The 20,654-nt window shown below is 69.0% G+C and carries 21 protein-coding genes; 10 read left to right on the top strand and 11 right to left on the bottom strand.

What is annotated here, in order from left to right; all coding sequences use genetic code 11:
* Positions 1 to 61 precede the first annotated feature (61 nt).
* The 3 genes from ACWFRF_RS32505 to ACWFRF_RS32495 all read right to left on the bottom strand — a co-directional run bounded on the left by ACWFRF_RS32505 (position 62) and on the right by ACWFRF_RS32495 (position 1,778).
* Complete coding sequence (locus ACWFRF_RS32505) at positions 62 to 388, bottom strand: cupin domain-containing protein (RefSeq protein ID WP_101465662.1); 327 nt, start codon at positions 386 to 388, stop codon at positions 62 to 64.
* Positions 389 to 492: 104 nt separating this feature from the next.
* Entirely contained in the window at positions 493 to 978 is a 486-nt protein-coding gene (locus ACWFRF_RS32500) for a dihydrofolate reductase (protein WP_452453929.1), read from the bottom strand.
* The gene (locus tag ACWFRF_RS32495) at positions 975 to 1,778 is read right to left on the bottom strand and encodes a thymidylate synthase (protein WP_452453927.1); all 804 of its coding nucleotides are present in this window, start codon (positions 1,776 to 1,778) and stop codon (positions 975 to 977) included. The genes ACWFRF_RS32500 and ACWFRF_RS32495 overlap by 4 nt, the downstream gene beginning before the upstream one ends.
* A 58-nt stretch (positions 1,779 to 1,836) precedes the next feature.
* Between ACWFRF_RS32495 and cobF the strand changes: the two genes are divergently transcribed.
* Entirely contained in the window at positions 1,837 to 2,595 is a 759-nt protein-coding gene (cobF, locus tag ACWFRF_RS32490) for a precorrin-6A synthase (deacetylating) (protein ID WP_379313117.1), read from the top strand.
* An 18-nt stretch (positions 2,596 to 2,613) separates the two neighbouring features.
* Positions 2,614 to 3,483: an Fpg/Nei family DNA glycosylase gene (locus ACWFRF_RS32485; protein ID WP_452453925.1), complete on the top strand. Its 870-nt coding sequence runs from the start codon at positions 2,614 to 2,616 to the stop codon at positions 3,481 to 3,483.
* Here the strand turns inward: ACWFRF_RS32485 and ACWFRF_RS32480 are convergent.
* The 3 genes from ACWFRF_RS32480 to pdxR are packed head-to-tail and all read right to left on the bottom strand — an operon-like array spanning position 3,476 to position 6,608.
* A complete protein-coding gene (locus tag ACWFRF_RS32480) occupies positions 3,476 to 4,921 on the bottom strand; it encodes a dihydrolipoyl dehydrogenase family protein (RefSeq protein WP_452453923.1) in 1,446 nt (481 codons plus the stop codon). The genes ACWFRF_RS32485 and ACWFRF_RS32480 overlap by 8 nt on opposite strands.
* The gene (locus ACWFRF_RS32475) at positions 4,918 to 5,163 is read right to left on the bottom strand and encodes a DUF2630 family protein (protein WP_101465668.1); all 246 of its coding nucleotides are present in this window, start codon (positions 5,161 to 5,163) and stop codon (positions 4,918 to 4,920) included. Before ACWFRF_RS32475 ends, ACWFRF_RS32480 begins: the two co-directional genes overlap by 4 nt.
* A 50-nt stretch (positions 5,164 to 5,213) precedes the next feature.
* A complete protein-coding gene (pdxR, locus tag ACWFRF_RS32470) occupies positions 5,214 to 6,608 on the bottom strand; it encodes a MocR-like pyridoxine biosynthesis transcription factor PdxR (protein WP_379313115.1) in 1,395 nt (464 codons plus the stop codon).
* A gap of 79 nt (positions 6,609 to 6,687) precedes the next feature.
* On the opposite strand from pdxR, the gene ACWFRF_RS32465 reads away from it, so the two are divergent.
* Positions 6,688 to 7,380 (top strand): pyridoxamine 5'-phosphate oxidase family protein, encoded by a 693-nt coding sequence (locus tag ACWFRF_RS32465; RefSeq protein ID WP_452453921.1) that lies wholly within the window; start codon positions 6,688 to 6,690, stop codon positions 7,378 to 7,380.
* 17 nt (positions 7,381 to 7,397) lie between these two features.
* Here the strand turns inward: ACWFRF_RS32465 and ACWFRF_RS32460 are convergent, their stop codons facing one another.
* Positions 7,398 to 9,500 (bottom strand): bifunctional lysylphosphatidylglycerol flippase/synthetase MprF, encoded by a 2,103-nt coding sequence (locus ACWFRF_RS32460; protein ID WP_452453919.1) that lies wholly within the window; start codon positions 9,498 to 9,500, stop codon positions 7,398 to 7,400.
* 132 nt (positions 9,501 to 9,632) lie between these two features.
* Here ACWFRF_RS32460 and ACWFRF_RS32455 point away from each other — a divergent pair, with 132 nt between their 5' ends.
* Positions 9,633 to 10,931 (top strand): alpha/beta hydrolase, encoded by a 1,299-nt coding sequence (locus ACWFRF_RS32455; protein WP_379314123.1) that lies wholly within the window; start codon positions 9,633 to 9,635, stop codon positions 10,929 to 10,931.
* Positions 10,932 to 10,975: 44 nt separating this feature from the next.
* Complete coding sequence (locus ACWFRF_RS32450; protein ID WP_378993299.1) at positions 10,976 to 11,668, top strand: TetR/AcrR family transcriptional regulator; 693 nt, start codon at positions 10,976 to 10,978, stop codon at positions 11,666 to 11,668.
* On the opposite strand, the gene ACWFRF_RS32445 is transcribed toward ACWFRF_RS32450, so the two are convergent.
* Positions 11,617 to 12,291 carry a DUF4386 family protein gene (locus ACWFRF_RS32445; protein ID WP_452453916.1) on the bottom strand — a complete coding sequence of 225 codons (675 nt, stop codon included), beginning with the start codon at positions 12,289 to 12,291 and terminating at the stop codon, positions 11,617 to 11,619. The genes ACWFRF_RS32450 and ACWFRF_RS32445 overlap by 52 nt on opposite strands.
* A gap of 57 nt (positions 12,292 to 12,348) precedes the next feature.
* Between ACWFRF_RS32445 and ACWFRF_RS32440 the strand changes: the two genes are divergently transcribed.
* Complete coding sequence (locus ACWFRF_RS32440) at positions 12,349 to 13,038, top strand: TetR/AcrR family transcriptional regulator (RefSeq protein ID WP_378993294.1); 690 nt, start codon at positions 12,349 to 12,351, stop codon at positions 13,036 to 13,038.
* Here ACWFRF_RS32440 and ACWFRF_RS32435 read toward each other — a convergent pair whose 3' ends face one another.
* Together ACWFRF_RS32435 and ACWFRF_RS32430 are read right to left on the bottom strand one after the other, a co-directional pair.
* Complete coding sequence (locus tag ACWFRF_RS32435; RefSeq protein ID WP_452453914.1) at positions 13,039 to 14,406, bottom strand: hypothetical protein; 1,368 nt, start codon at positions 14,404 to 14,406, stop codon at positions 13,039 to 13,041.
* On the bottom strand, positions 14,406 to 15,218 hold the full coding sequence (locus tag ACWFRF_RS32430) for a crotonase/enoyl-CoA hydratase family protein (RefSeq protein WP_378993291.1): 813 nt from the start codon (positions 15,216 to 15,218) through the stop codon (positions 14,406 to 14,408). The genes ACWFRF_RS32435 and ACWFRF_RS32430 overlap by 1 nt, the downstream gene beginning before the upstream one ends.
* Before the next feature lie 64 nt (positions 15,219 to 15,282).
* Here ACWFRF_RS32430 and ACWFRF_RS32425 point away from each other — a divergent pair, with 64 nt between their 5' ends.
* From ACWFRF_RS32425 to ACWFRF_RS32410, 4 genes are read left to right on the top strand one after another with little or no spacing between them, the layout of a single operon-like run.
* Positions 15,283 to 15,888 carry a TetR/AcrR family transcriptional regulator gene (locus ACWFRF_RS32425; RefSeq protein ID WP_387445789.1) on the top strand — a complete coding sequence of 202 codons (606 nt, stop codon included), beginning with the start codon at positions 15,283 to 15,285 and terminating at the stop codon, positions 15,886 to 15,888.
* Between the two features lie 18 nt (positions 15,889 to 15,906).
* The gene (locus ACWFRF_RS32420; RefSeq protein ID WP_452453911.1) at positions 15,907 to 17,535 is read left to right on the top strand and encodes an acyl-CoA dehydrogenase family protein; all 1,629 of its coding nucleotides are present in this window, start codon (positions 15,907 to 15,909) and stop codon (positions 17,533 to 17,535) included.
* Between the two features lie 47 nt (positions 17,536 to 17,582).
* Positions 17,583 to 18,248: a nucleoside/nucleotide kinase family protein gene (locus ACWFRF_RS32415; protein WP_452453909.1), complete on the top strand. Its 666-nt coding sequence runs from the start codon at positions 17,583 to 17,585 to the stop codon at positions 18,246 to 18,248.
* A gap of 59 nt (positions 18,249 to 18,307) precedes the next feature.
* Positions 18,308 to 18,874 (top strand): potassium channel family protein, encoded by a 567-nt coding sequence (locus ACWFRF_RS32410; protein ID WP_378993286.1) that lies wholly within the window; start codon positions 18,308 to 18,310, stop codon positions 18,872 to 18,874.
* Here ACWFRF_RS32410 and pgi read toward each other — a convergent pair.
* Positions 18,843 to 20,486 (bottom strand): glucose-6-phosphate isomerase, encoded by a 1,644-nt coding sequence (pgi, locus tag ACWFRF_RS32405; RefSeq protein ID WP_452453907.1) that lies wholly within the window; start codon positions 20,484 to 20,486, stop codon positions 18,843 to 18,845. The genes ACWFRF_RS32410 and pgi overlap by 32 nt on opposite strands.
* Between the last annotated feature and the right edge of the window lie 168 nt (positions 20,487 to 20,654).

Below are 20,654 nucleotides of genomic sequence, written 5' to 3'. Positions count from 1 at the left end.
CTCCGCGCCGACAGGTTTGATCAACACCTCGCGGTGTCAAGCAATTCGGGCGATCGACCTGCTATTTCGCGACGGTCAGCAAAAATGTGACGTCATCGACAGCTTTGACGCTGTGCCGGGCGCGCGGCACCACGATGAGATCGCCCGCCGAACCCTTCCACTCGTCGGTGCCCGCGATCAGCACCAGCGTGCCGGAGAGCACCTGGATGGTGGCATCGCCCGCATTGTCGTGTTCGGCCAGGCTCTGTCCCTCGGCGAGTGCGACGACCGTCTGGCGCAGCGCGTGGGTGTGGCCGCCGATGAGGGTTTGCGAACTCCGGCCGCTCGTCGACGTGGCCGCCAGCTTGAGCTGTTGACGGGCCACGGCGGTCAGCGATTTCTTGTCCATGGATCGGGCCTTTCGCAGGCATCTCGCGGGCAGGTCTTGCCAGGAGTATGCCCGACGGTGCCCACGCGTTCGGGCGTTTTGCCGCGACCGTTAGCTGTGTGTTGTCAGCCGCGGGTGTAGTGGCGAATGCGGTAGCGCAGACCGGTTTTCGAGGTCAGCCACGGGGTGTCGTCCGCATGCCATTCCGGGCCGATGACCGGGGCGAACGCATCGCCCGCCACGGTGGTGTCGACCTCGGTGACCAGCAGCGTCGTCGCCGAGGCCAGCGCGGCGCGGTAGATCTCGCCGCCGCCCGCCACCCAGGTGTCGGACTCGCCGGTCATCGTCAGCGCGTCGGGTACGGATGCGGCGCGTTCGGCACCGTCGGCCGCCCAATCAGTCTGGCGAGTGACTACGATGTTGCGGCGGCCGGACAGCGGACGAAAGCTCGCGGGCAGCGAATCCCACGTCCGTCTGCCCATGATCACCGGGTGCCCCATGGTGGTGTCGCGGAAATTCGCCATATCCTCGGGCACCCGCCACGGAATGGTGTTGTCGACACCGATCACCCGGTCGTTCGCCTGCGCCCAGATCAGGCCGATCTGCTTCACACCGCCACCGGCGCCTTGATGCCGGGGTGATGTTTGTAATCGGACAGCTCGATGTCCTCGTAGGCGTAGTCGAACAGGCTCGTCGCCGGGCGCAGGTGCAGCGTCGGGAATGGGTAGGGCTCGCGGCTGAGCTGCTCGCGGACCTGGTCGACGTGGTTGTCGTAGATGTGCACGTCGCCGCCGGTCCAGATGAACTCGCCCGGCTCGAGCTCGGTCTGCTGGGCGACCATCAGGGTGAGCAGGGCGTAGCTGGCGATATTGAACGGCACACCGAGGAACAGGTCGGCGCTGCGCTGGTACAGCTGGCAGGACAGTTTGCCGTCGGCGACATAGAACTGGAAGAAGGCGTGGCAGGGGGCCAGCGCCATCTTGTCCAGGTCGGCCACGTTCCAGGCCGAGACGATCATCCGGCGCGAGTCGGGGTCGGTGCGCAGGGTGTGCAGCACCTGGGCGATCTGATCGATGTGGGTGCCGTCGGGGGTGGGCCACGAGCGCCACTGCACGCCGTAGACGGGGCCGAGCTCACCCTTGGCGTCGGCCCATTCGTCCCAGATGGTCACGCCGTGCTCGCGCAGCCAGGAGACATTGGAGTCGCCGCGCAGGAACCACAGCAGCTCGTAGGCGATGGACTTCACGTGGACCCGCTTGGTGGTGATCAGCGGGAAGGACTCGGCCAGGTCGTAGCGCAGCTGGTGACCGAAGATGCTGCGGGTTCCGGTGCCGGTGCGATCGGCTTTTGGCGTGCCTCGCTCCAGCACGTGCCGGAGCAGATCCTCGTACTGCGTATCAGGGGTGGCCACGTCTCGCGATTCTACGGGGGTCGGCTCGGCGGATCGGCACCTGGCAAGCTCTTCGGCTATGCGCAAGCTCTACGTGATCGGCATCGGCGCCGGCGACCCCGACCAGGTGACGGTGCAGGCGATCAAGGCCATGCGAAAGGCCGAGGCCTTCTTCGTGATCGGCAAGGGCACCGAGAAGCAGGAACTGGTCGACGTGCGTACCACGATCCTGGCCGAACACGTGGACACGCCGCATCGGATCATCGAGATCACCGATCCGCCGCGTGAGCGCACTCCCGCCGACTACGCCGGTGTCGTCGTGGATTGGCACGAACGGCGCTCCGAACTCCTCGAAGCCGCGTTCGACCAGGTGGACGGCGTCGGCGCGATCCTCGTGTGGGGAGATCCGGCGCTCTACGACAGCACCCTGCGCATGGTCGAGCACGTGCTGGGGCGCGGGCGCGCCGACTTCGACTACGAGGTGATCCCCGGCGTCACCAGCATCGCCGCGCTGGCCGCCCGGCACCGCATGGTGCTGCACCGGATCGGTGAGCCCGTCCACGTCACGACGGGGCGCAGACTGCGCGAAGAAGGGCTCGGACCCGGATCGACCGTGGTGATGCTGGACGGTGAATGCTCGTTCACCGAGGTTCGTGGCGACGACATCCATATCTGGTGGGGCGCCTACCTCGGCATGCCCGACGAAATCCTGATCGAAGGCGCTCTGCGCGAAGTCGAAAGCCGCATCGTGGCCCGCCGCGCGGAACTGCGCGCGGAAAAAGGCTGGATCATGGATGTCTATCTGCTCCGCGACGGATCCCGCGCCGACGCACGATGAATAGCTAAACTGGCAACCGTGCCCGAACTGCCGGAAATTGAGGCGTTGGCGCAGTTCCTTCGGGATCATGCCGTCGGCGCTGTGGTCGGCCGTGTGGACGTGGCGGCGTTGAGCGCGGTGAAGACGTTCGATCCGCCGGTCACCGCGTTGTCCGGCCGCGATGTCACCGGTGCGGGACGGTGGGGGAAATTCCTCGGAATGGATTGTGGCGGACTGTGGCTGATCACCCATTTGTCGCGCGGCGGATGGTTGCGCTGGGTCGATGAGCCGAATCCGTTGCCACCCAAGCCGGGCGGTAAGAGCCCGCTGGCGCTGCGCGTGCATTTCTTCACGCCCGAGGGCGCCACACCCGCGATCGACCTGACCGAGGCGGGGACGAAGAAACGGCTGGCGGTGTATGTCGTCGAGGATCCGATGCTGGTGCCGGGGATCGCGCGGCTCGGACCCGACGCGCTCGGACTGACCGAGGACGAATTCGCCGCGCTGCTGAAAAGTACATCGCAGCGAATCAAGACCGCGATCGTGGATCAGACTCTGATCGCCGGAATCGGCAATGCCTATTCCGACGAGATTCTGCACACCGCGAAAATCTCCCCGTTCACGAACACCAGAACGATGTCCGCGGAGAAGGTTTCGCACTTGTACACCGCGATGCGCACGGTGCTGCTCGACGCGGTCGATCGTTCGGTGGGACAGGACGCGGCCCGCTTGAAGGGCGAGAAGCGTTCGGGCATGCGGGTGCACGCCAGAACCGGCCAGGCGTGCCCGGTGTGCGGTGACACCGTGCGTGAGGTGTCCTACGCGGAGCGGTCCTTCCAGTACTGCGCCACCTGCCAGACCGGCGGCAAGGTGCTCGCCGACCGGCGGATGTCGCGGCTGCTCAAATAGTCTTCTCGCGCCAGGCTTCCAGCAGCCGGAGCCAGAATTCGCTGACGGCGGGGAAGGCGGGCACCGCGTTCCACAGCGTCTCCATGGGCACCCGTCCCACCACCGCGATGGTGGCCGCGTGCAACTGCTCGCCCATATCGGGGCCGACGAAGGTAGCGCCGAGAATACGGTCGGCGGCGGTATCGATCACGAGTTTCGCGCGGCCGTGGAAGTCGTCACGCGAGAGCGCGGAACCCGCGACGGCGATGTCGAGCTCGACGGTGTCCACCGCGTGTCCGGCGGTGCGCGCCTCGTGTTCGGTGAGGCCCACGGAGGCGAGTTCCGGTGCGGTGTACACGACTTGGGGCACCTGCTGATGGTCGGCGCTCGCGGTGAACCGCGAGCAGTCGAGTGGCTTGCCCTCCGCGCGGGCGGCGATCACGTCACCGCACACCCTGGCCTGGTACTTGCCCATATGTGTCAGCGCCACACGATGATTCACGTCGCCGACGGCGTAGAGCCAGTCGCCGGACACCGCACGCGCGGTCAGCTGATCGTCGACCTCGACATAGCCGACGGGCAGCCCCACCGCGTCGAGGCCGAGATTCGCGGTGGCGGGGCTGCGGCCGGTGGCGACGACGAGTTCGTCGACCTCGAGTTCGCCGTCGCCGAGCACCAGGGTGACCGGACCGCCGTGGAGGCGGCCGACGCCGGTGTCCTCGGGATCGCGGCGCGAGACCAGTAACGGCTCGGTGTGGAACCGCACCTCGACGATTCCGGTGTCACGCAAGCCCCGCAGCACCAGCTCGGACGCGAACGATTCGCTGCGCGGCAGCAGGCGGTCACCCCGGACCAGCAGGGTCACCTCCTCGGCGCCGAGTTCGGCCAGCCAGGTCGCCGTTTCGCAGGCGACGACACCGCCGCCGATGATGGCGACCCGGCGCGGGACGACGGTCAGGTTGGTGGCGTCGCGGGAGGTCCACGGCAGCGCCTCGCGCACGCCCTGAATGTCGGGGATGGTGGCGGTGGTGCCGGTCGCCAGGACGACGGCGTGCCGGGCCCGCAAGCGCTTCACGCCGTCGTCGGTGGTTACCTCGACGAGTCGTTCGCCGACCAGACGGCCGGCCCCGCGGACGGTGTCGATGCCGGTCGATTTCGCCCACTCCACCTGGGAACTGTCGTCGCGGTCGTGCACGAAGGCGTCGCGGCGGGCGAGGATGTCGGCCACCTGCGGGCCGCTCGCGCTCACCCCCGGCATCGCCTCGCCGAGGTCGAGTACGGCACCGGGGCGCAGCAGTGCCTTGCTGGGAATGCACGCCCAGTAGCTGCATTCGCCGCCGAACAGTTCCCGCTCGACCAGGGCGGCGGTGCGGTCGCTGCCCGCGATGGCGTAGGCGGCGGCGTTCTCACCCGCCGGGCCCGCGCCGATGACGATGACGTCGTACTCGAGCTCGGTCACTGCAGATAGCCCTCGACCTCACGGGGGGAACGCAGCCCGGTGTCCTCGGGAGATTCGCCGGAGCCGCTGCGGGCGCGCCGCTGCCGCAACAGATCCCAGGCCTGATCGAGCATCACTTCCAGTTCGGCCAGCTGCTTGCGTTCTGCTACCGGGTCGATCTCGCCCGCGGTGGCCTTGGCTCGCAGCGAGTGCTCGTCGTCGACCAGCTGTTTGATCCGCGCCAGAATGTCCTGATCGGTCATGCTCTCACCACTTCGATAGTCGGAGGGGTCGTGCCGGTTCCTGGTCCATGCTACGACCGCGCGGGTCCGGCGGGGCGTGCTGCTTCGGCGAGGCAGCAGGCCGCGATGGGCATGGCGCGGGCGAGGTCGGTGCTGTTCAGCGCGGTATAGCCGATGGCGACGCCGAAGCGGTGTGGTTCGCCGAGGTGGTGGCGGGCCAGACCGTCGAGCAGGACGCCGCGGGCGCGGGCGGCGTCGACGGCGTGGCGCTCGGCGGCGGGACCGGGGAGTTCGACGACGACGTGGGAGCCCGCGTCGTCGCCGATGACGGGGAGCCCGCGGCGGGTGAGCGCGTCGACGACCAGGGCGCGTCGTGGCGGGACGACTCTGCGGAGCCGGCGCAGGTGCCGGGACAGGTCGCCGTGGCGGGCGAATTCGCTGAGGATCCGTTGCCCGGCGGGGCTCGGGGAACTGCCGATCTCCGCGCGATGGGCCAGCACCGCGTCGGTGATGTCGGGGCGGGCGACGAGCCAGCCCACGCCGAGGGTGGTGGCGATGATCTTGCTGGTGGTGCCGAGATGGACGACGACATCCGGCGCCATCGCCGCGAGCAGTGGTAATGGTGCTGTGTCGTAACGCAATTCGCCGTCGTAGTCGTCTTCGATGATGAAAGCGCCCGTTCTTCTCGCGAATTCGATGAGCTCGACCCGGCGCGCCGCGGGCATCATCGCACCGATCGGGAACTGGTGTGCCGGTGTGCAATACACCGCGCGGACCCCGGGCGGAATCCGATCCACACACAAACCCCCGGCGTCGACGGGCGCCGGCAGCACCTCGATGCCCACGGCTCGCAGCGCGCCGACCGCGCGTAGGTAGCCGGGATCCTCGATGGCGACGGTGTCGCCGGGACGAAGCAGCGCGGTGGCGAGCTCACCCACCGCCGCGCTGGTACCGGCGGTGGCCAGCACCACCGATCCGGCGCCTGCCGCCAGTCCTCGATGGCGCAGGAGGTGATCGGCGACCGCCGCCCGGAAGTCCGGTTCGCCCGCACGGTTCTTGCGGGCCTCGGGAGCTTGGTCGCCGGCCGCCCGCCACGCGCGGCGCCAGGCGGCGGAGTCGACCGCCTCGGCGCACGGGGCGCCCGGACCCAGATCGAGCAGGCCCGCGTCGGGATCGGCACCGTGGCCCGCGCCGGTGGACGGTGGCGCGGTGGCGGGGGCGGTGCTGAGGTAGGTGCCGGAGCCGTGTTTGCCGGTGAGCCAGCCTTCCGCGTGCAATTGGTCGTAGGCGCCCGCCACCACCGCCCGGCTCACGCCGAGCCGTTGTGCCAGGGCGCGCGAGGACGGTAGACGGTCGCCGATGCGCAGCACCCGATCGGTCGCCGCGGCGCGCAGGGCATCGGCCACCTGCACCGACAGCGGTTCGGGAGCGGTGCGGTCGAGCGGGATCGGAAGGTCGTCGAGCATCGTCCACCTGGAATTGGCCTGTTGAAATTCTGTTGGATTGGACCTACGCGTAGTCCACTTCTTCGGCGAAGCTCATCTTATGAGCACGTACGACGTCAACCGCAACCCCCTGTCACCGACCCCGCGCACCACGCTGACGCGCTCCAAGGAACGCGGCGCCACCGACCGCGCGGCGCTGGACGCGGTGCTCGACGCGGGCCTGGTCTGCCACCTCGGCGTGCTGCTCGGTGGCTCGCCCGTGGCGCTGCCCACCATCTACGGTCGCGTCGGCGACACCCTCTACCTGCACGGATCCACCGGCGCGGGCAATATGCGCGCCGCGATCGACACCGACATCTGCCTGACGGTGACCCACGTCGACGGGCTGGTGTACGCGCGCTCGGCGATGCACTTCTCGATGAACTACCGCTGCGCGGTAGTCCGGGGCAGGGCGGTGCTGGTCACCGATGAGGCCGAGCGCGACAACGCGCTGCGGGTGATCGTCGAGCACGCCGCGCCCGGAGCCTGGGATCGGGTGCGCCCGCCCAACCGCAAGGAGATGGCGGCGACGATGGTGCTCGCGCTCGACCTCACCGAGGCCTCGGTGAAGGTGCGCTCGGGCGGGCCGAACGACGACGAGGGCGACATCGCGACCGGCGGTGTGTGGGCGGGCGTATTGCCGCTGCGACAGGTGTGGGGCGAGCCGATCCCGGCCGGCGACCTCGAACCCGGCATCGACGTACCCGCTGACGTCAGCGCCCGGGTTACGCCGGTCGCGGTGCCCGCGCGTTGAGATCCGCGCGTCGGCGTCTATTTGCCGGACGCCCCGAGAGTCATCAGATCCTTGGCCGAGACCTCGGGTAGGTATGCCTTCGTCAGAGCGATGCCGATGCGGGGCAGGTCCGCCTCGTCGCGGTAGCACAGGTACACCGGCTCGTGGCGCGGCTGGAACTTGGCCTTGAACGTATGCAGTGACCGGAAGCCGTAATACGGCTCCATCGCGGCGCCGAGCCCTTCGCGCAGACGGTCGATGGGCTCGGCACCGTCGGTACTCGCACTGCGCGCCAACGGTGCCCCCGAGAGCGAAACGATCTCGGCGCCTTCCTCTTTGAACTCCTGGCAGGACGAGGCGATGAGAAATTCCACCACCGGCCGGAAACCGCCGGGGCGCCTGCGCATCACGTCGAGGGTCCAGCCACGGATCTCGTCGCCGGGGCCGTAGACGGGCAACCACGAGGTGACGCCGTGCACGCTGCCCTTGGCGTCGACGGCCAGCCCCACCCGCACGGCCGGGTCGAGTGCCTCCTCCACGCCGCCGAGGGTGAATACCATTTCGGGCAGCCCCTTTTCGCCCACCCACTCCTCGGAGATGGCGCGCACCTGGGCGATCACCGCGAACGGTTCGTCGGCCAGCTCGACGAGCCGGAACTCGATGCCCTCCTTGTTCGCCTTGTTGATCGCGGACCGGATGTCCTGCCACGCCTTGCCCTTGAACTCGAGCTGCGGCAGGTCGACGATGGTGTCCTCGGCGATCTGCACACTGCGCCACCCGAGTTCGTCCGCGATCTCGGCGACCGCCTCGGTGGTGGAGAACAGGCACGGGACGAGTCCGTCGGCTTCGCAGCGATCGGTGAACCCGGCGATGGTGGCGGGGAGGAGCTCGGTGGGGCCGATCGGATCGGTGAGCACGATGACAGTGCCCGCATGACGTTGATAGGCGACGCAGCGTTCACCGTCGGCGGCGAACCAGTATTTGTTCTCCGGCCAGGTCGTCATCCACGACATGGTGCTGCCGCCGTAGCGGGCGAGCAGGGCGCGCACCGCATGTCCGGGATCGGTGCCGGTGAGTGCGCCGTCGGTGATCTTGCGCCGCACGGGCACCCGGAACGCGCCGCGGCCGCTGTAGAGCAGCGCCACCTCGACCGCCCACAGCAGACCTGTTCCGAAGGTCACCGCGCCTTCGGTCTCGAAGTCGGTGCCGATGGCCACGCCGAGCAGCACCAGCGTGAACACCACGTGCAGCAGGCCGTAGGCGAGCGTGCCCCACCACGCCCAGTGCCTGCCTTTCCGCAGTTGCTCGGCCACCACCGTGATCACCACCACGGTCAGGATCGTGCTCCACAGCGAGCCGCGTTCGTTCTCGGTGGGACCGAGCAGGCTGTTGCCGGGGAAGAAGTACACCGCCACCGAGGCCGTCGCGATCACCAGCAGGCCGATGAAGGCCAGCATGCGGACCTCACGTCGGGTGCGGGGCCAGAAGCCGTGTTCGGTGCGGCTGAACAGCTTTTCGCCCGCGGGCAGCCAGACGGCGATCGCGATGAGATGCATGAGATCGGCGAAGGTCGACTCGAACAGGAACGTGAGCGCCACGTGCGCCATCAGCACGGCGCGTACCCGCAGGCGCCACGGCGACCGCAGCGTTGCCGAGACCGCGGCCAGCGCCGAGAACGCGGCCGTGGTGAATCCGACATCGCGGACCTCGGAAAGCCGGTCGGCCCAACCGAGATGGGTGTGGGCCAGCAGCCCCACCGTCACCGACGCGCCGAGAATGCCGATCAGCTGGCCCGACAGACAGACCAGTGCGGTGCGCACGGTGCCGAGCCGCCACTCCGTCCAGCCGACCGCCACCGCGAAAATGATTGCCATGCAGAAGTATTGGAAGGGGGTGAGTCCGAAGAACCAGCCGGACAGCGGCGTCCACCACTTGCCCTCGGTGAGCGGCGGCCAGCCGTAGGCGATATCGGGATACCAGGAACGCTCGTCGAGCCTGCGCCACAGACCACCGCTGGCGATGCCGAGGATCGCGACCACGACGAGGAAGCCGAGGGTGAACGGCATCCGGCGGATCACAGTGTGCGCCATGGTGACGCCGCGCGAGGGCGCCGATTCGGGGGCAGCCGCGTTGTCGTTCATAGAACCACCCTTTGCTGCGAGTGCGCCGCACCGGCGCGGTGAGGTCGTCTGTGTACCGTATGTCATCGCGGTCGTACCAGGACCGCGATGCGCGCGCCAGGGCAGTCGAGGTGGCATCTGTGGAGGTCAGAGATGACGCGAATCACCGATCTGTCGTTGCTCACCGGATGGTTGCCGGTGGCGTTGACGGTCCTGGGCGCCCTGGGTGCGGTCTGGTTGCTGTTACCTCGCGTACGACGATATGTCACGACGATCATGCCGATCGTGGTGCTGGCCGCGGTGGTGCTCACCGTGGCGCTGTACTTGTTCGTGGAGGAGGTGTGGCGGCCCTTTCCCGATCCGATCGCCGTGTCGGTGTACGTGCTGATCGGGATCGCGGTGGCGGCAGTGCTGTTGGTGGTGCCGCGAATCCTGGTGCGCCGGACGGTGTGGACCGGCGTGGTGACTGTGCTCGCGGCCGTGGCGGTGCTGGTGGCGGTGGGAGTCAGGATCAACCTGGAGTACGCGTCGTATCCGACGGTGGGCGCGGCGCTCGGGGTCGAACAGATCGACCGGGTCGACGCGCGTGAGCTGACCCGGCGTGAGCAGGTGATCAGCGCGCGTCCGCTCGAGCCGGCCTGGCCCGCGCCCGGTGGATTGCCCGACGGCGGGCGAGTTCTGACCGCGACGGTGCCGCCGACGGCGTCCGGATTCACCGCGCGCGATGCCCAGATCTATCTGCCGCCCGCCTATTTCGCGGATCCACGTCCTCTGCTGCCGGTGCTGGTATTGCTCGCCGGTGAGCCGGGTGCGCCGCAGGACTGGTTCGTCGGTGGGCAGCTGGTCGAGACCATGAATTCGTTCGCCCGCGCGCACAACGGGCTCGCACCGGTCGTCGTGGTGGCCGACGGGACCGGCTCCCAGATGGCGAACCCGCTGTGCCTGGACTCGAAACTCGGCAATGTCGCCACGTACCTGGCCGTCGACGTGCCGAACTGGACGCGAGCGAATCTGCAGATCGACCCGGATCCGCGTTCCTGGGCGGTGGGCGGACTCTCCTACGGCGGCACCTGCGCACTGCAACTCGCCACCAATTACCCCGCCGTCTATCCCACCTTCCTCGACATGTCGGGTGAGGACGAGCCGACCCTGGGTGACCGTCAGCGCACGGTGGACGCCGCGTTCGGTGGGGATACCGCGGCGCTGCTGCGGGTCAACCCGCTCGATCTGCTGCGGACGCGGGCGTATCCGGACTCCGCCGGCGCGTTCGTGGTCGGCGCCGATGACGAGACGTACCGGCCGCAGGTGGAGCGGATGTATCAGGCGGCGAAGGACGCGGGGATGGACGTGCGGTTGCGGATTCTGCCCGGCGGACACAGCTTCGCGCTGTGGGAGTTCGGGCTGCGTGATCAGCTGCCGTGGCTGGCTACCCGGCTCGGCCTGACACCCTGATCGGCGACGGATTCCGCGAGGGTCCCCGGAGTACAGTTCGACGCATGTCCGAGGCGAAAACCCCAGGTACGGACGTCGGTGGCCCGCCCGCCGAGCAGCAGATCGCCGAGGCCGCGCTCGCCATCGTCGACGCGGACGGCGCGGGGGCCCTGTCCGTCGGTGCGGTGGCGCGACGGCTCGGGGTCGACGCGGACACTGTGCACGCCCGCGTCGGTGGGTTGGACGGCCTCGAACGCGCGGTGATCGACAACGTGCTGTCGTCGGTGGCGCTCGGGCCGCTCTCCGACGACGGTGTGGAGTGGACCGCGGCGGTGATCCAGTTCGCGCTCGGCATGCGCGCTCGGCTCTTCGACCACCCCGCCGTGGCGGAGTTGATCATGTCGGGGCCGATGGACAGTCCGTCGGCCGATGGACCGGTGGCGCGGGATATGACCGAGTCGCTGTTCGTCTGCCTCGCCCGCGGCGGCCTCCAGGCGCCCATCCGTGCGCACGGGGTCTACGCGGTATTCGTGTACGTGCTCGGTTCGATCGCCCTCGACGTGGCGGAAACCGACGGAAAGCCGCCGCTGCCAGGCGAATCGGAGCGGATCGCGGCCCGCCGCGCGGCGCTGCGAGACCTGGATCCAACCAGGTGGCCGCGCACCGCGGCGCACCTGGAGGAGATCGCCGCCTGGACCTCCGTGGATCAGTTCGTCTGGGGGCTTCGTGTGCTGCTCGTCGGGATGACGGCGACCTGACGCGCGAACGCGCCGCAGCCGAGCAGAGCCGCGAAGGCCAGCAGCCACCCGCTCCACAACAGGTAGCCGAGGAAGTTGACGACGGCGGCGGGCTCGATGCCGAGCGGGATGACGACGCCGGTCGCGATGGCGGCGGCGCTGGTGTAGCCGAGTGCGGCGAACCACCGCGGGGTGCGCAGGGCCGCGATGACCAGCGCGGTCCAGATCGCGGTGAGGGTGTAGCCGGCGGTTTCGCCCAGGAGGGTGCCGAGCAGGGTGTGCTGTCGTTCGAAGGTGTCCGCGTCGGTCAGGGTGGGGACCAGTAGCGGCCAGCGCAGCAGGCCGATGGTTTGCACGAGGGCGGCGGCGATTCCGGCTCGCACCGCCCAGCGCATCGTGAGGGAGTCGTTCAGGCGCCCGATCAGGACGGACAGCGGGACGAAAGCGCACGCCGCGGCCGCGAGGAGGGCGAACAGCGTGACGATCGTGGCTTGCTCGGCCCGGAATCGGGCGAGGACCTCGGTGGCGGGCAATTGCAGGACGTCGGGGTAGTCGAACGTCATCCCGAGGCCGACGAAGGCGAGGTTCATCAGGATCGGGGCGCCGATCAGCAGCGTGATGGTGGTCCATGGCTTGTTGTGCACGAGAATCCATTCTGGCTGTACGGGGTACAGGTAGCTGTACGGGGTACAGTCCACCGCATGTCGAAGGCGAAGTCAACAGGTGGCGGCGCGGCGCGGCCGGCGCGGCGCTCGTTCACCGAAGAGCAGGTGGTGGACATCGCGCTACAGCTCCTCGATGAGGGCGGGACCGGGGCGCTGTCGATCCGGGCGGTGGCGGGCAAGCTCGGGGTGAATCCCAATGCCGTGTACACCTACGTGGCGAGCCGGGCCGATCTGGAGCGCGCCGTGATCGAACGCGTGCTCTCGGCGGTTGCCCTCGAACCCCTGCGCGACCCCGGCGTGGAGTGGGCCGACGCGGTGATCCAGTTCGCGCGCGGCCTGCGCGCGGAGCTGCTCGCGCATCCGGCGGTCGCGCTGTTGATGATGTCGGGGCCGATGGACGGGCCGTCGGCGAGCGATGTCGGCGAGGCGCTGTTCGGGTGCCTGGCTCGAGGCGGTTTGTCCGAGGCGAGGCAGGCGAACGGTGTGTACTCGCTGATCGTGCAGGTGCTCGGCGGCATCGCGCTCACGGTCGCCGAGACCGACGGAAAGCCGCCGCTCACTCCGGAATCCGAGCGGGTCGCGCAACGTCGCGAGGGGCTGGCCCTGCTCGACGGCGATCGCTGGCCACGCTCGGCGGCACAGGTCGACGCGATGGCGGCGTGGAACTCCGAGGATCAGTTCGTATGGGGGCTGCGTGCCTTGCTCACCGGGATAGCTGCCGGCTGACTACCAGGGCGCTGGATGTAATCCCGTTGCCGCACAGGCCTTGTCGACGGCGTCGGGCAGCGAATCGTTGTCGGCGGCGAGGCTGACCAGGGCGAGTGTGTAGGTATCGCCGAGGTGGGAGAGGTAGCCCGCGAGCTGGGTGCGGGGGAAGGCGGTGATGCCGGGATGGATCGCGCGGGCGGCCACCCGGGTGCAGTCGTGCGGGCCGACTCTTCGCACCGCGTCGGGGAGGGTTCCGATGTTGGAGCACAGGATGTCTCGCTCGCCCGCGCCCTTGCTGAGGGTGTAGGCCCAGCGGTCGGGGATCACCTGGAGGATCTCCTCGGGCAGGCCCGCGGGGCTGGACATTCGGTGCTGATAGGCGGACCTCGCCTTGTCGCGAATGGTCGCGGGAGTGTCGACGCGGTGGATGGCGATCTCGGTCACCGCGAGATCGTTGTCGACTCGGGGTTCGTCGCGCGTGTCGACGGGCAGGCTCGCCGTGATGATCGGGTTCGGGAAGCCGTTCTGCCACAGGATGTTCGCGATCAAGTGGATGAACAGGCTGTTCGGGGTCCCGCCGAGAGTGCTCGCGGTGGCGTCCCAGTGGGCGGCATCGAAGGTCAGCAGGAGGGGGCGCAGGTGCCGGTCGCCGGTCGAACCGGGATTCGCCGGCGCAGCGCTGCTGGAGGCCGACTCGCGCGGAACGTGGTCCGTGGTCGGTCGGGCCGCCCGCCGGGGGAACCTGCGTAACAGCGCACGGGTCGTGCCGCCGAAGATGGTGACCCACTGGGAGACCGCATCCGTCCACTCCGACGACGTTGTCCAGTAACGCGTTTCGCTGGTGGGCGCTGGGCCGATCGAGGCGTGCGCCGGATCGAGCGTGCGCAGGGCGGCGGTGACAGCGTGGATCAGGCCACGGGCGTCGGCCAGGACATGCGAACAGGTCAGGGCGACAACGGTTCCGCCGTCGTCGAGGCGGGCGGCGGACAGGCGCCAGCCGGGCGCGAACTCGGGGTCCAGATCGGTGCCGAGGCTGTCGGCCCATGGCAGGACCGCGTGGGCGGGGAGTGGGCCGATACCGCGACCGGAATCGTGATGGGCGATCGGCATTGCCGGCCAGTCGGTCTCGGAGATCGCGGTCCGGTTCGGGAGGAGGTCGAGGGGATGGGCGCTGGTGTTGGGCTGCCAGCCTCTGCGGGCGCCCGGAACCCGGGAGCCGACCACCCTGCGGCCGAGCCTGCCCAGCCGTAAGTGATCGTGAATCGCCTGCAACAGCGCGGGTTCCATCGCATCGGGAGTACGCCACAGACCCTGTAGCGCGATGGGCGTGCCCATCCCGCGGTGGGTCCGCAGGAAGATCTCGTCGACGACCGTGAGGCGGTCCATCAGCGGTGGTCGGCGCTACCGTGCCTGCCCTCACCCGCGGCGAAGCGGGCGGCGCCGTCGAGTGCGCCGCCGGTCAGGGCGGTCATGCCGTGCCGGAATTCGACGCGCAGCGCCTCCTCCTCGGTGTGTCCGTACTGGTCGTACAGGGCGGCGCGGTCGGTGCGCAGACAGGTCTGGGGGAGCGCGGCGAGCTGGGCGGCCAGTTCCTCTGCCGCGCGGCGGGCGTCGCCGGTGGGCACGACCCGGGTGACCAGGCCCATCTGTAGCGCCTCGGGCGCGCTCACCGGGCGGCCGGTGAGGATCATGTCGAGTGCGCGACCTTCGCCGACGATGCGCGGGAGGCGCACGGTGCCGCCGTCGATCAGCGGGACGCCCCAGCGGCGGCAGAAGACGCCGAAGATGGAGTCCTGCTCGGCGATTCGCAGATCACACCACAGGGCCAGTTCGAGCCCGCCCGCCACGGCGTACCCGGACACCGCCGCGATCACCGGCTTGGACAGGCGCAGCCGGGTCGGGCCCATCGGGCCGTCACCGTCCTCGGTGGCCTGATTGCTGTTCTCGGTGCCCAGAGCTTTGAGGTCGGCGCCGGAGCAGAAGGTGCCGTGTTCGCCCCACAGCACGGCGACCGAGGAGGTGGGGTCGGCGTCGAACGCGCGGAACGCCTCCACCAGCGCGCGAGCGGTCGGGCCGTCCACCGCGTTGCGGGCGTGTGGGCGATCCAGGATCACCGTCGTGACCGGGCCCGCGTGTTCGACGCGCACCGAATTCGCCGGACCGGATGCGCTGGTTTCGGCGGGTGAACCTGTTTCCATTCCTCGACCATACGGCCACGGTGCCCCTTGTGTGAAGAGGTGAATCAATGGTTCACTTCTTCACATGGTGTACCGCAGGACCCCGGCCGTACAGGCCCGGCTCGACGCGCAACGGGCGCTGATCGTGCACGGCGCCACCCGCGTGCTCTCCCGTGACGGGTTCGCCGGGCTGTCGATGGCGGCGGTCGCGGCGGAGGCCGGCATCGCGACCGGCACCGTGTACAAGCAGTTCGAGAACAAGGCCGAATTGGTCGCGGCGGTCTTCGAGACGGTCGTCGCCCGCGAGGTCGACGCGGTCCGGGCCGCGGTGGCCGAGGGTGACGTGGTGGGGCGGGTCACCGCCGCGGTGGAGACCTTCGCCGGGCGCGCGATGAAGAATCCGAAACTTGCCTACGTGCTGCTGGCCGAGCCCGTCGACGCCGCCGTCGACGCGCAGCGGCTGGAATTCCGGCGGGCGTTCGCCGCGTCGTTCGAGACCGCGATCGCACACGGTGTCGCCGAAGGCCGCTTGCCTGCCCAGGAATCGAGCCTCACCGCCGCCGCCCTCGTCGGCGCGATCGGTGAGGTGCTGGTCGGCCCGCTGGCCGCCGCGCCGCACGCCGAGACCGTCATCCCCGAATTGGTCGCTTTCGCCGTGCGCGCACTCGGTGCGCGCCCGGAAACGTTGTAGTCGAAGGAGTTACCGGATATGCCGACCCACGAAGTCTTCAACCAGGCGCCACCACTGATCCCCTTCGATGCCGCGCGCAACCCCGCGCTGCTGGAAGGTCTGCACCGCGAAGGCGCGGGCTGGGCCGAAGCCGAGGTGCGCGAACTCGGCGCGCTGGCAGGCGGTTTCGCGGCGCAGGAGTGGGGCAGACTCGCCAACGAGTACCCGCCGGTGCTGCACACCCACGACCGGTGGGGCAATCGTGTCGACGAGGTGGAATTCCACCCGCACTGGCACGACCTGATGAATGTCGCGGTGACACATGGGCTGCACGGTTCGCCGTGGCTGGACGAGCGGCCCGGCGCGCACACCGCGCGCGCCGCCAAGTTCTACACCTGGGGCGCCGCCGACGCCGGACACATGTGCCCGATCTCGATGACCTACGCGGTGGTGCCCGCGCTGCGCCACAACCCCGAACTGGCGGCCCGCTTCGAGCCGCTGCTCGGCTCGCGCACCTACGATTTCGGCTTGCGCGAACCATCGACCAAGGCAGGTCTCATCGCGGGCATGTCGATGACGGAGAAGCAGGGCGGCTCCGACGTCCGGGCCAACACCACTACTGCCACACCGCAACCCGATGGCTCGTACCGCATCGTCGGGCACAAGTGGTTCACCTCGGCGCCCATGTCGGACATGTTCCTCACGCTCGCGCAGGCCCCGGGCGGCCTGTCGTGTTTCCTGCTGCCCCGGGTACTGCCCGACGGCACCCGCAACCCCCTCCGCATCCAGCGGCTGAAAGACAAGTTGGGCAACAAGTCCAACGCGTCCTCGGAGATCGAATACGAGAACGCCACCGGCTGGCTCGTCGGCGCCGAGGGGGCAGGCGTGAAGACGATCATCGAGATGGTCAACATGACCCGTCTTGACTGCGTGATCGGCTCGGCCACCGGCATGCGGCTCGGCGCGGTCACCGCGATCCACCACGCCCGCCACCGAAAAGCCTTCGGCGCCGAGCTGATCGACCAGCCCGCCATGCGCAATGTGCTGGCCGATCTCGTCATCGAATCGGATGCCGCGACCACGGTGATGATGCGACTGGCCGGGGCCACCGATCGCGCGGGCAGCGATCCGGCCGAGGCCGCGCTGCGCCGCATCGCGCTCGCCATCACCAAGTACTGGGTCTGCAAGCGTGCTCCCGCCCACGCCGCCGAGGCGCTGGAATGCCTGGGCGGCAACGGCTATGCCGAGGAGTCGGGCATGCCGCGGCTGTATCGCGAGGCGCCGCTCATGTCGATCTGGGAAGGGTCGGGCAATGTGGCGGCGCTGGACGCGTTGCGCGCCATGGGACGTCAGCCCGAGACGGTCGAGGCCTATTTCGCCGAGGTCGGACTCGCCCGCGGCGCCGATGCGCGCCTCGACGACGCGATCGACCGGGTGGGCAAGGAACTCACGGACCTGTCCGATATCGAATATCGTGCCCGCCGCGTCGTGGAACTGATGGCACTCGTCCTGCAGGGCGCACAGTTGGTGCGGCACGGACATCCCGCCGTCGCGGATGCCTTCTGCGCCACCCGCCTCGGCGCCGACTGGGGCATCGCCTTCGGCACGCTGCCCGTCGGCGTCGACACCGGTGCGATCCTCGAGCGAGGCTTCGTCGACGTTCGCTGAGTCCGTCTTGTCCTCGCGTGCTGCCACCCGGTGCGTAGGGTGGGCCCGTGACCTGGGCGAACGAGGTGCTGTCGGTGGGCGAACTAGCGCAACGGGTCCCGGTGCGCCATGAGCGGTTTCTGCTGGGGATCACCGGGCCGCCGGGAGCCGGGAAATCGACACTGGCGCAGCGGCTTCGCGTCGAGCTGTGCCGGTCGGGGCGGCCCGCGGCGGTGGCGCCGATGGATGGCTATCACCTGCGAAACGAGGTGTTGCGGGCGCGGAACGCCCTGGCGCGCAAGGGTGAGCCGGATACCTTCGATGCGGGCGGGTTCGTCGCGGATCTGCGGTTGCTGCGGGAAGCGCCGGTCGGAGCGCCGGTGCCGTGGCCGCTGTTCGATCGCGCGATCGACGAGCCGACCGATGGCGGTGTTGTCGTGCGTGACGAGCGGGTGGTCGTCGTCGAGGGCAACTATCTGCTGCTGACCGAGACCGAGGCACCGGGTTGGGCGGATGTCCGCGGGCTGCTCGACGCGTGCTGGTACCTGGACGCGCCGCGGCAGGTGCTCACCGAACGACTCATGGACCGGCACACCGCGGGCGGGCGAACACCGGACCAGGCGCAGGAGAAGGTGCTGGGGAGCGATCTGCGCAACGCCGATCTCATCGCGGCGAGCAGGAACCGCGCTGACCACGTGTTGACCGCGGTGGGGGACGGCTATCGCGTGACCTGATTCGTGTCGAACGGCGCGTGTGGCACGGAAATCGGCGGCTTCGGGGCAATCATGGAGTGATGACGCGAGGTCGGCGGTTCCCCGGGCATGCGATGCGCAACGGCGCGGCGGCGTTGTGCGCGGTGCTGTTGTACTACAGCGTGCCGGTGGGCTGGATGTTCGAGCTCGACGCGTGGCCGGGGCGGTTGGTAGGGGTGGTCCTCTTCGCCGGCGGGATCGCGGGGCTGGGCTGGCTGGTCTGGCGGCGGATCGACAACTATCTGCGGGAGCCGACCGCCGCGGGAGCACAGGTCGACGGATTGCTGCTGCTCGTATGCATCGTCGGCGTGGTGTTCGCCCTGTTCTACTACCGCTTGCAGCAGCTTCATCCGGATCAGTTCGCCGGGCTCGAAACTCGTACCGACGCACTGTATTACACGCTCGTCACCCTCGGCACCGTCGGATTCGGCGACGTGCACGCCGTCGGTCAGGCCGCGCGCATCGCCACGATGGTGCAGATCGTGTTCGACCTGGTGGTGCTCGGCACCCTGCTCACCATCATCACTACCAGCGTGACCGGCCGGATCCAGGCCGCGACCCGTGCCGCGCACAAGGTCAGCGGCGATGCGCCCGATACCACTCGATGAGCTCGTCGGTCGACGAATCACCCACCGACACCGGCTTTTCCGGTCCGCTCAGCAGCGGCATCAGCGCGAGGGCCTGCTGCTTGCCCAGCTCGACACCCCACTGGTCGAAACTGTCGACACCCCAGATGATGCCCTCGACGAACACCTGGTGCTCGTAGAGCGCGATCAGCTGACCCAGCGCCGACGGCGTGAGCTCCGCCGCCAGGATCGTGGTGCTGGGCCGATTGCCCGGCATCACCTTGTGCGGCACCAGTTCCGGGTCGGTGCCCTCGGCGCGGATCTCCTCGGCGGTCTTGCCGAACGCCAGCACCTTCGACTGCGCGAACAGGTTGCTGATCAGGATGTCCTGCATGCTGCCGGTGCCGTCGCGGGTCGGCAGGTCGTCGGTGGACCTGGCGAAGCCGAGGAAATCGGCGGGGATCAGGCGGGTGCCCTGGTGGAGGAGCTGGTAAAAGGCGTGCTGGCCGTTGGTACCCGGCTCGCCCCAGAAGATCTCGCCGGTCGACGAGGTGACCGGGGTGCCGTCGGCGCGGACCGACTTGCCGTTGGACTCCATCGTCAATTGCTGGAGATAGGCGGGGAATCGGGCCATGTCATTCGAATAGGGCAGGACCACACGGGATTCCGCGCCGAAGAAATTCGAGTACCAGACACCGAGCATCGCCAGCAGGACCGGCGCGTTCTCCGCCAGCGGCGCGGTGGCGAAATGCTTGTCTATGGCATGCATTCCGCTGAGGAATTCCGCGAACTGCTCCTTGCCGATGGTCACCATCACCGAGAGGCCGATCGCCGAATCCACCGAGTAACGGCCGCCGACCCAATCCCAGAAGCCGAACATGTGCGCGGTGTCGATGCCGAAGGCAGCCACGCGTTCCGCGTTCGTCGACACCGCGACGAAATGCTTGGCGACCGCTTCCTCACCGAGCGCGTCGACCAGCCAGCGGCGCGCGGCGGTGGCGTTGGTGAGGGTTTCCAGCGTCGAGAACGTCTTGGACGCGACAATGAACAAGGTGGTGGCCGGGTCGAGGCCGGTGAGCTTGGCGACCAGATCGGCGGGGTCGACATTCGAGACGAAACGGGCGCCGATGCCCGCGTCGACGTAGTGGCGCAGTGCGCGATACACCATGTCGGGGCCCAGATCCGAGCCACCGATGCCGATATTGACGATGGTCTCGATGCGTTCGCCGGTCGCGCCGCGCCACGCGCCCGAGCGCACGGAATCAGCGAATTCGCCCATCCGGCGCAGGACGTCGTGCACCTCGGCATCGGCGTCGGTGCCGTCGATGCAGAGCTGGTCGCCGACCGGTAGGCGCAGGGCGATATGGCCGACCGCGCGATCCTCGGAGGTGTTGATGTGCTGGCCCGCGTACATCGCGTCGCGGCGTTGCGGCACACCCGCCGTGCGCGCGAGATCGACGAGCAGGCGCAGGGTTTCGCGGGTCACGCGATGTTTGCTGTAGTCGATGTGCAGGTCCGCCACCTGCATCGTCAGCTCGCGACCGCGTGCCGGGTCATCGGCGAACAGCTGCCTCAGGTGCATCGGCGCAACGGTGCGGTGATTGCCGTGCAGTGCCTGCCAGGCCGCCGACGCGGTGATGTCGCTGCTGCTCACGAGCCGAGGGTACCGCGTTACCGGCGGGCAGGCGCGCGGGTGTCGACGACCCCGACAAGCCACCGGTACGGTCTGGGAGTGTGCCGGGCACGAGGCCCCACCGCCTCCCACTGCCGCGCACGCGACGCAGGGCCGAGAGCTGCCAGTCGAGCTCCCGGACGACGCGCT

It is taken from the genome of Nocardia sp. NPDC055165 (genome assembly GCF_053606985.1).
The sequence above is the reverse complement of the archived record's forward strand: the minus strand, read 5'-3'. Positions and strand labels throughout refer to the sequence as shown.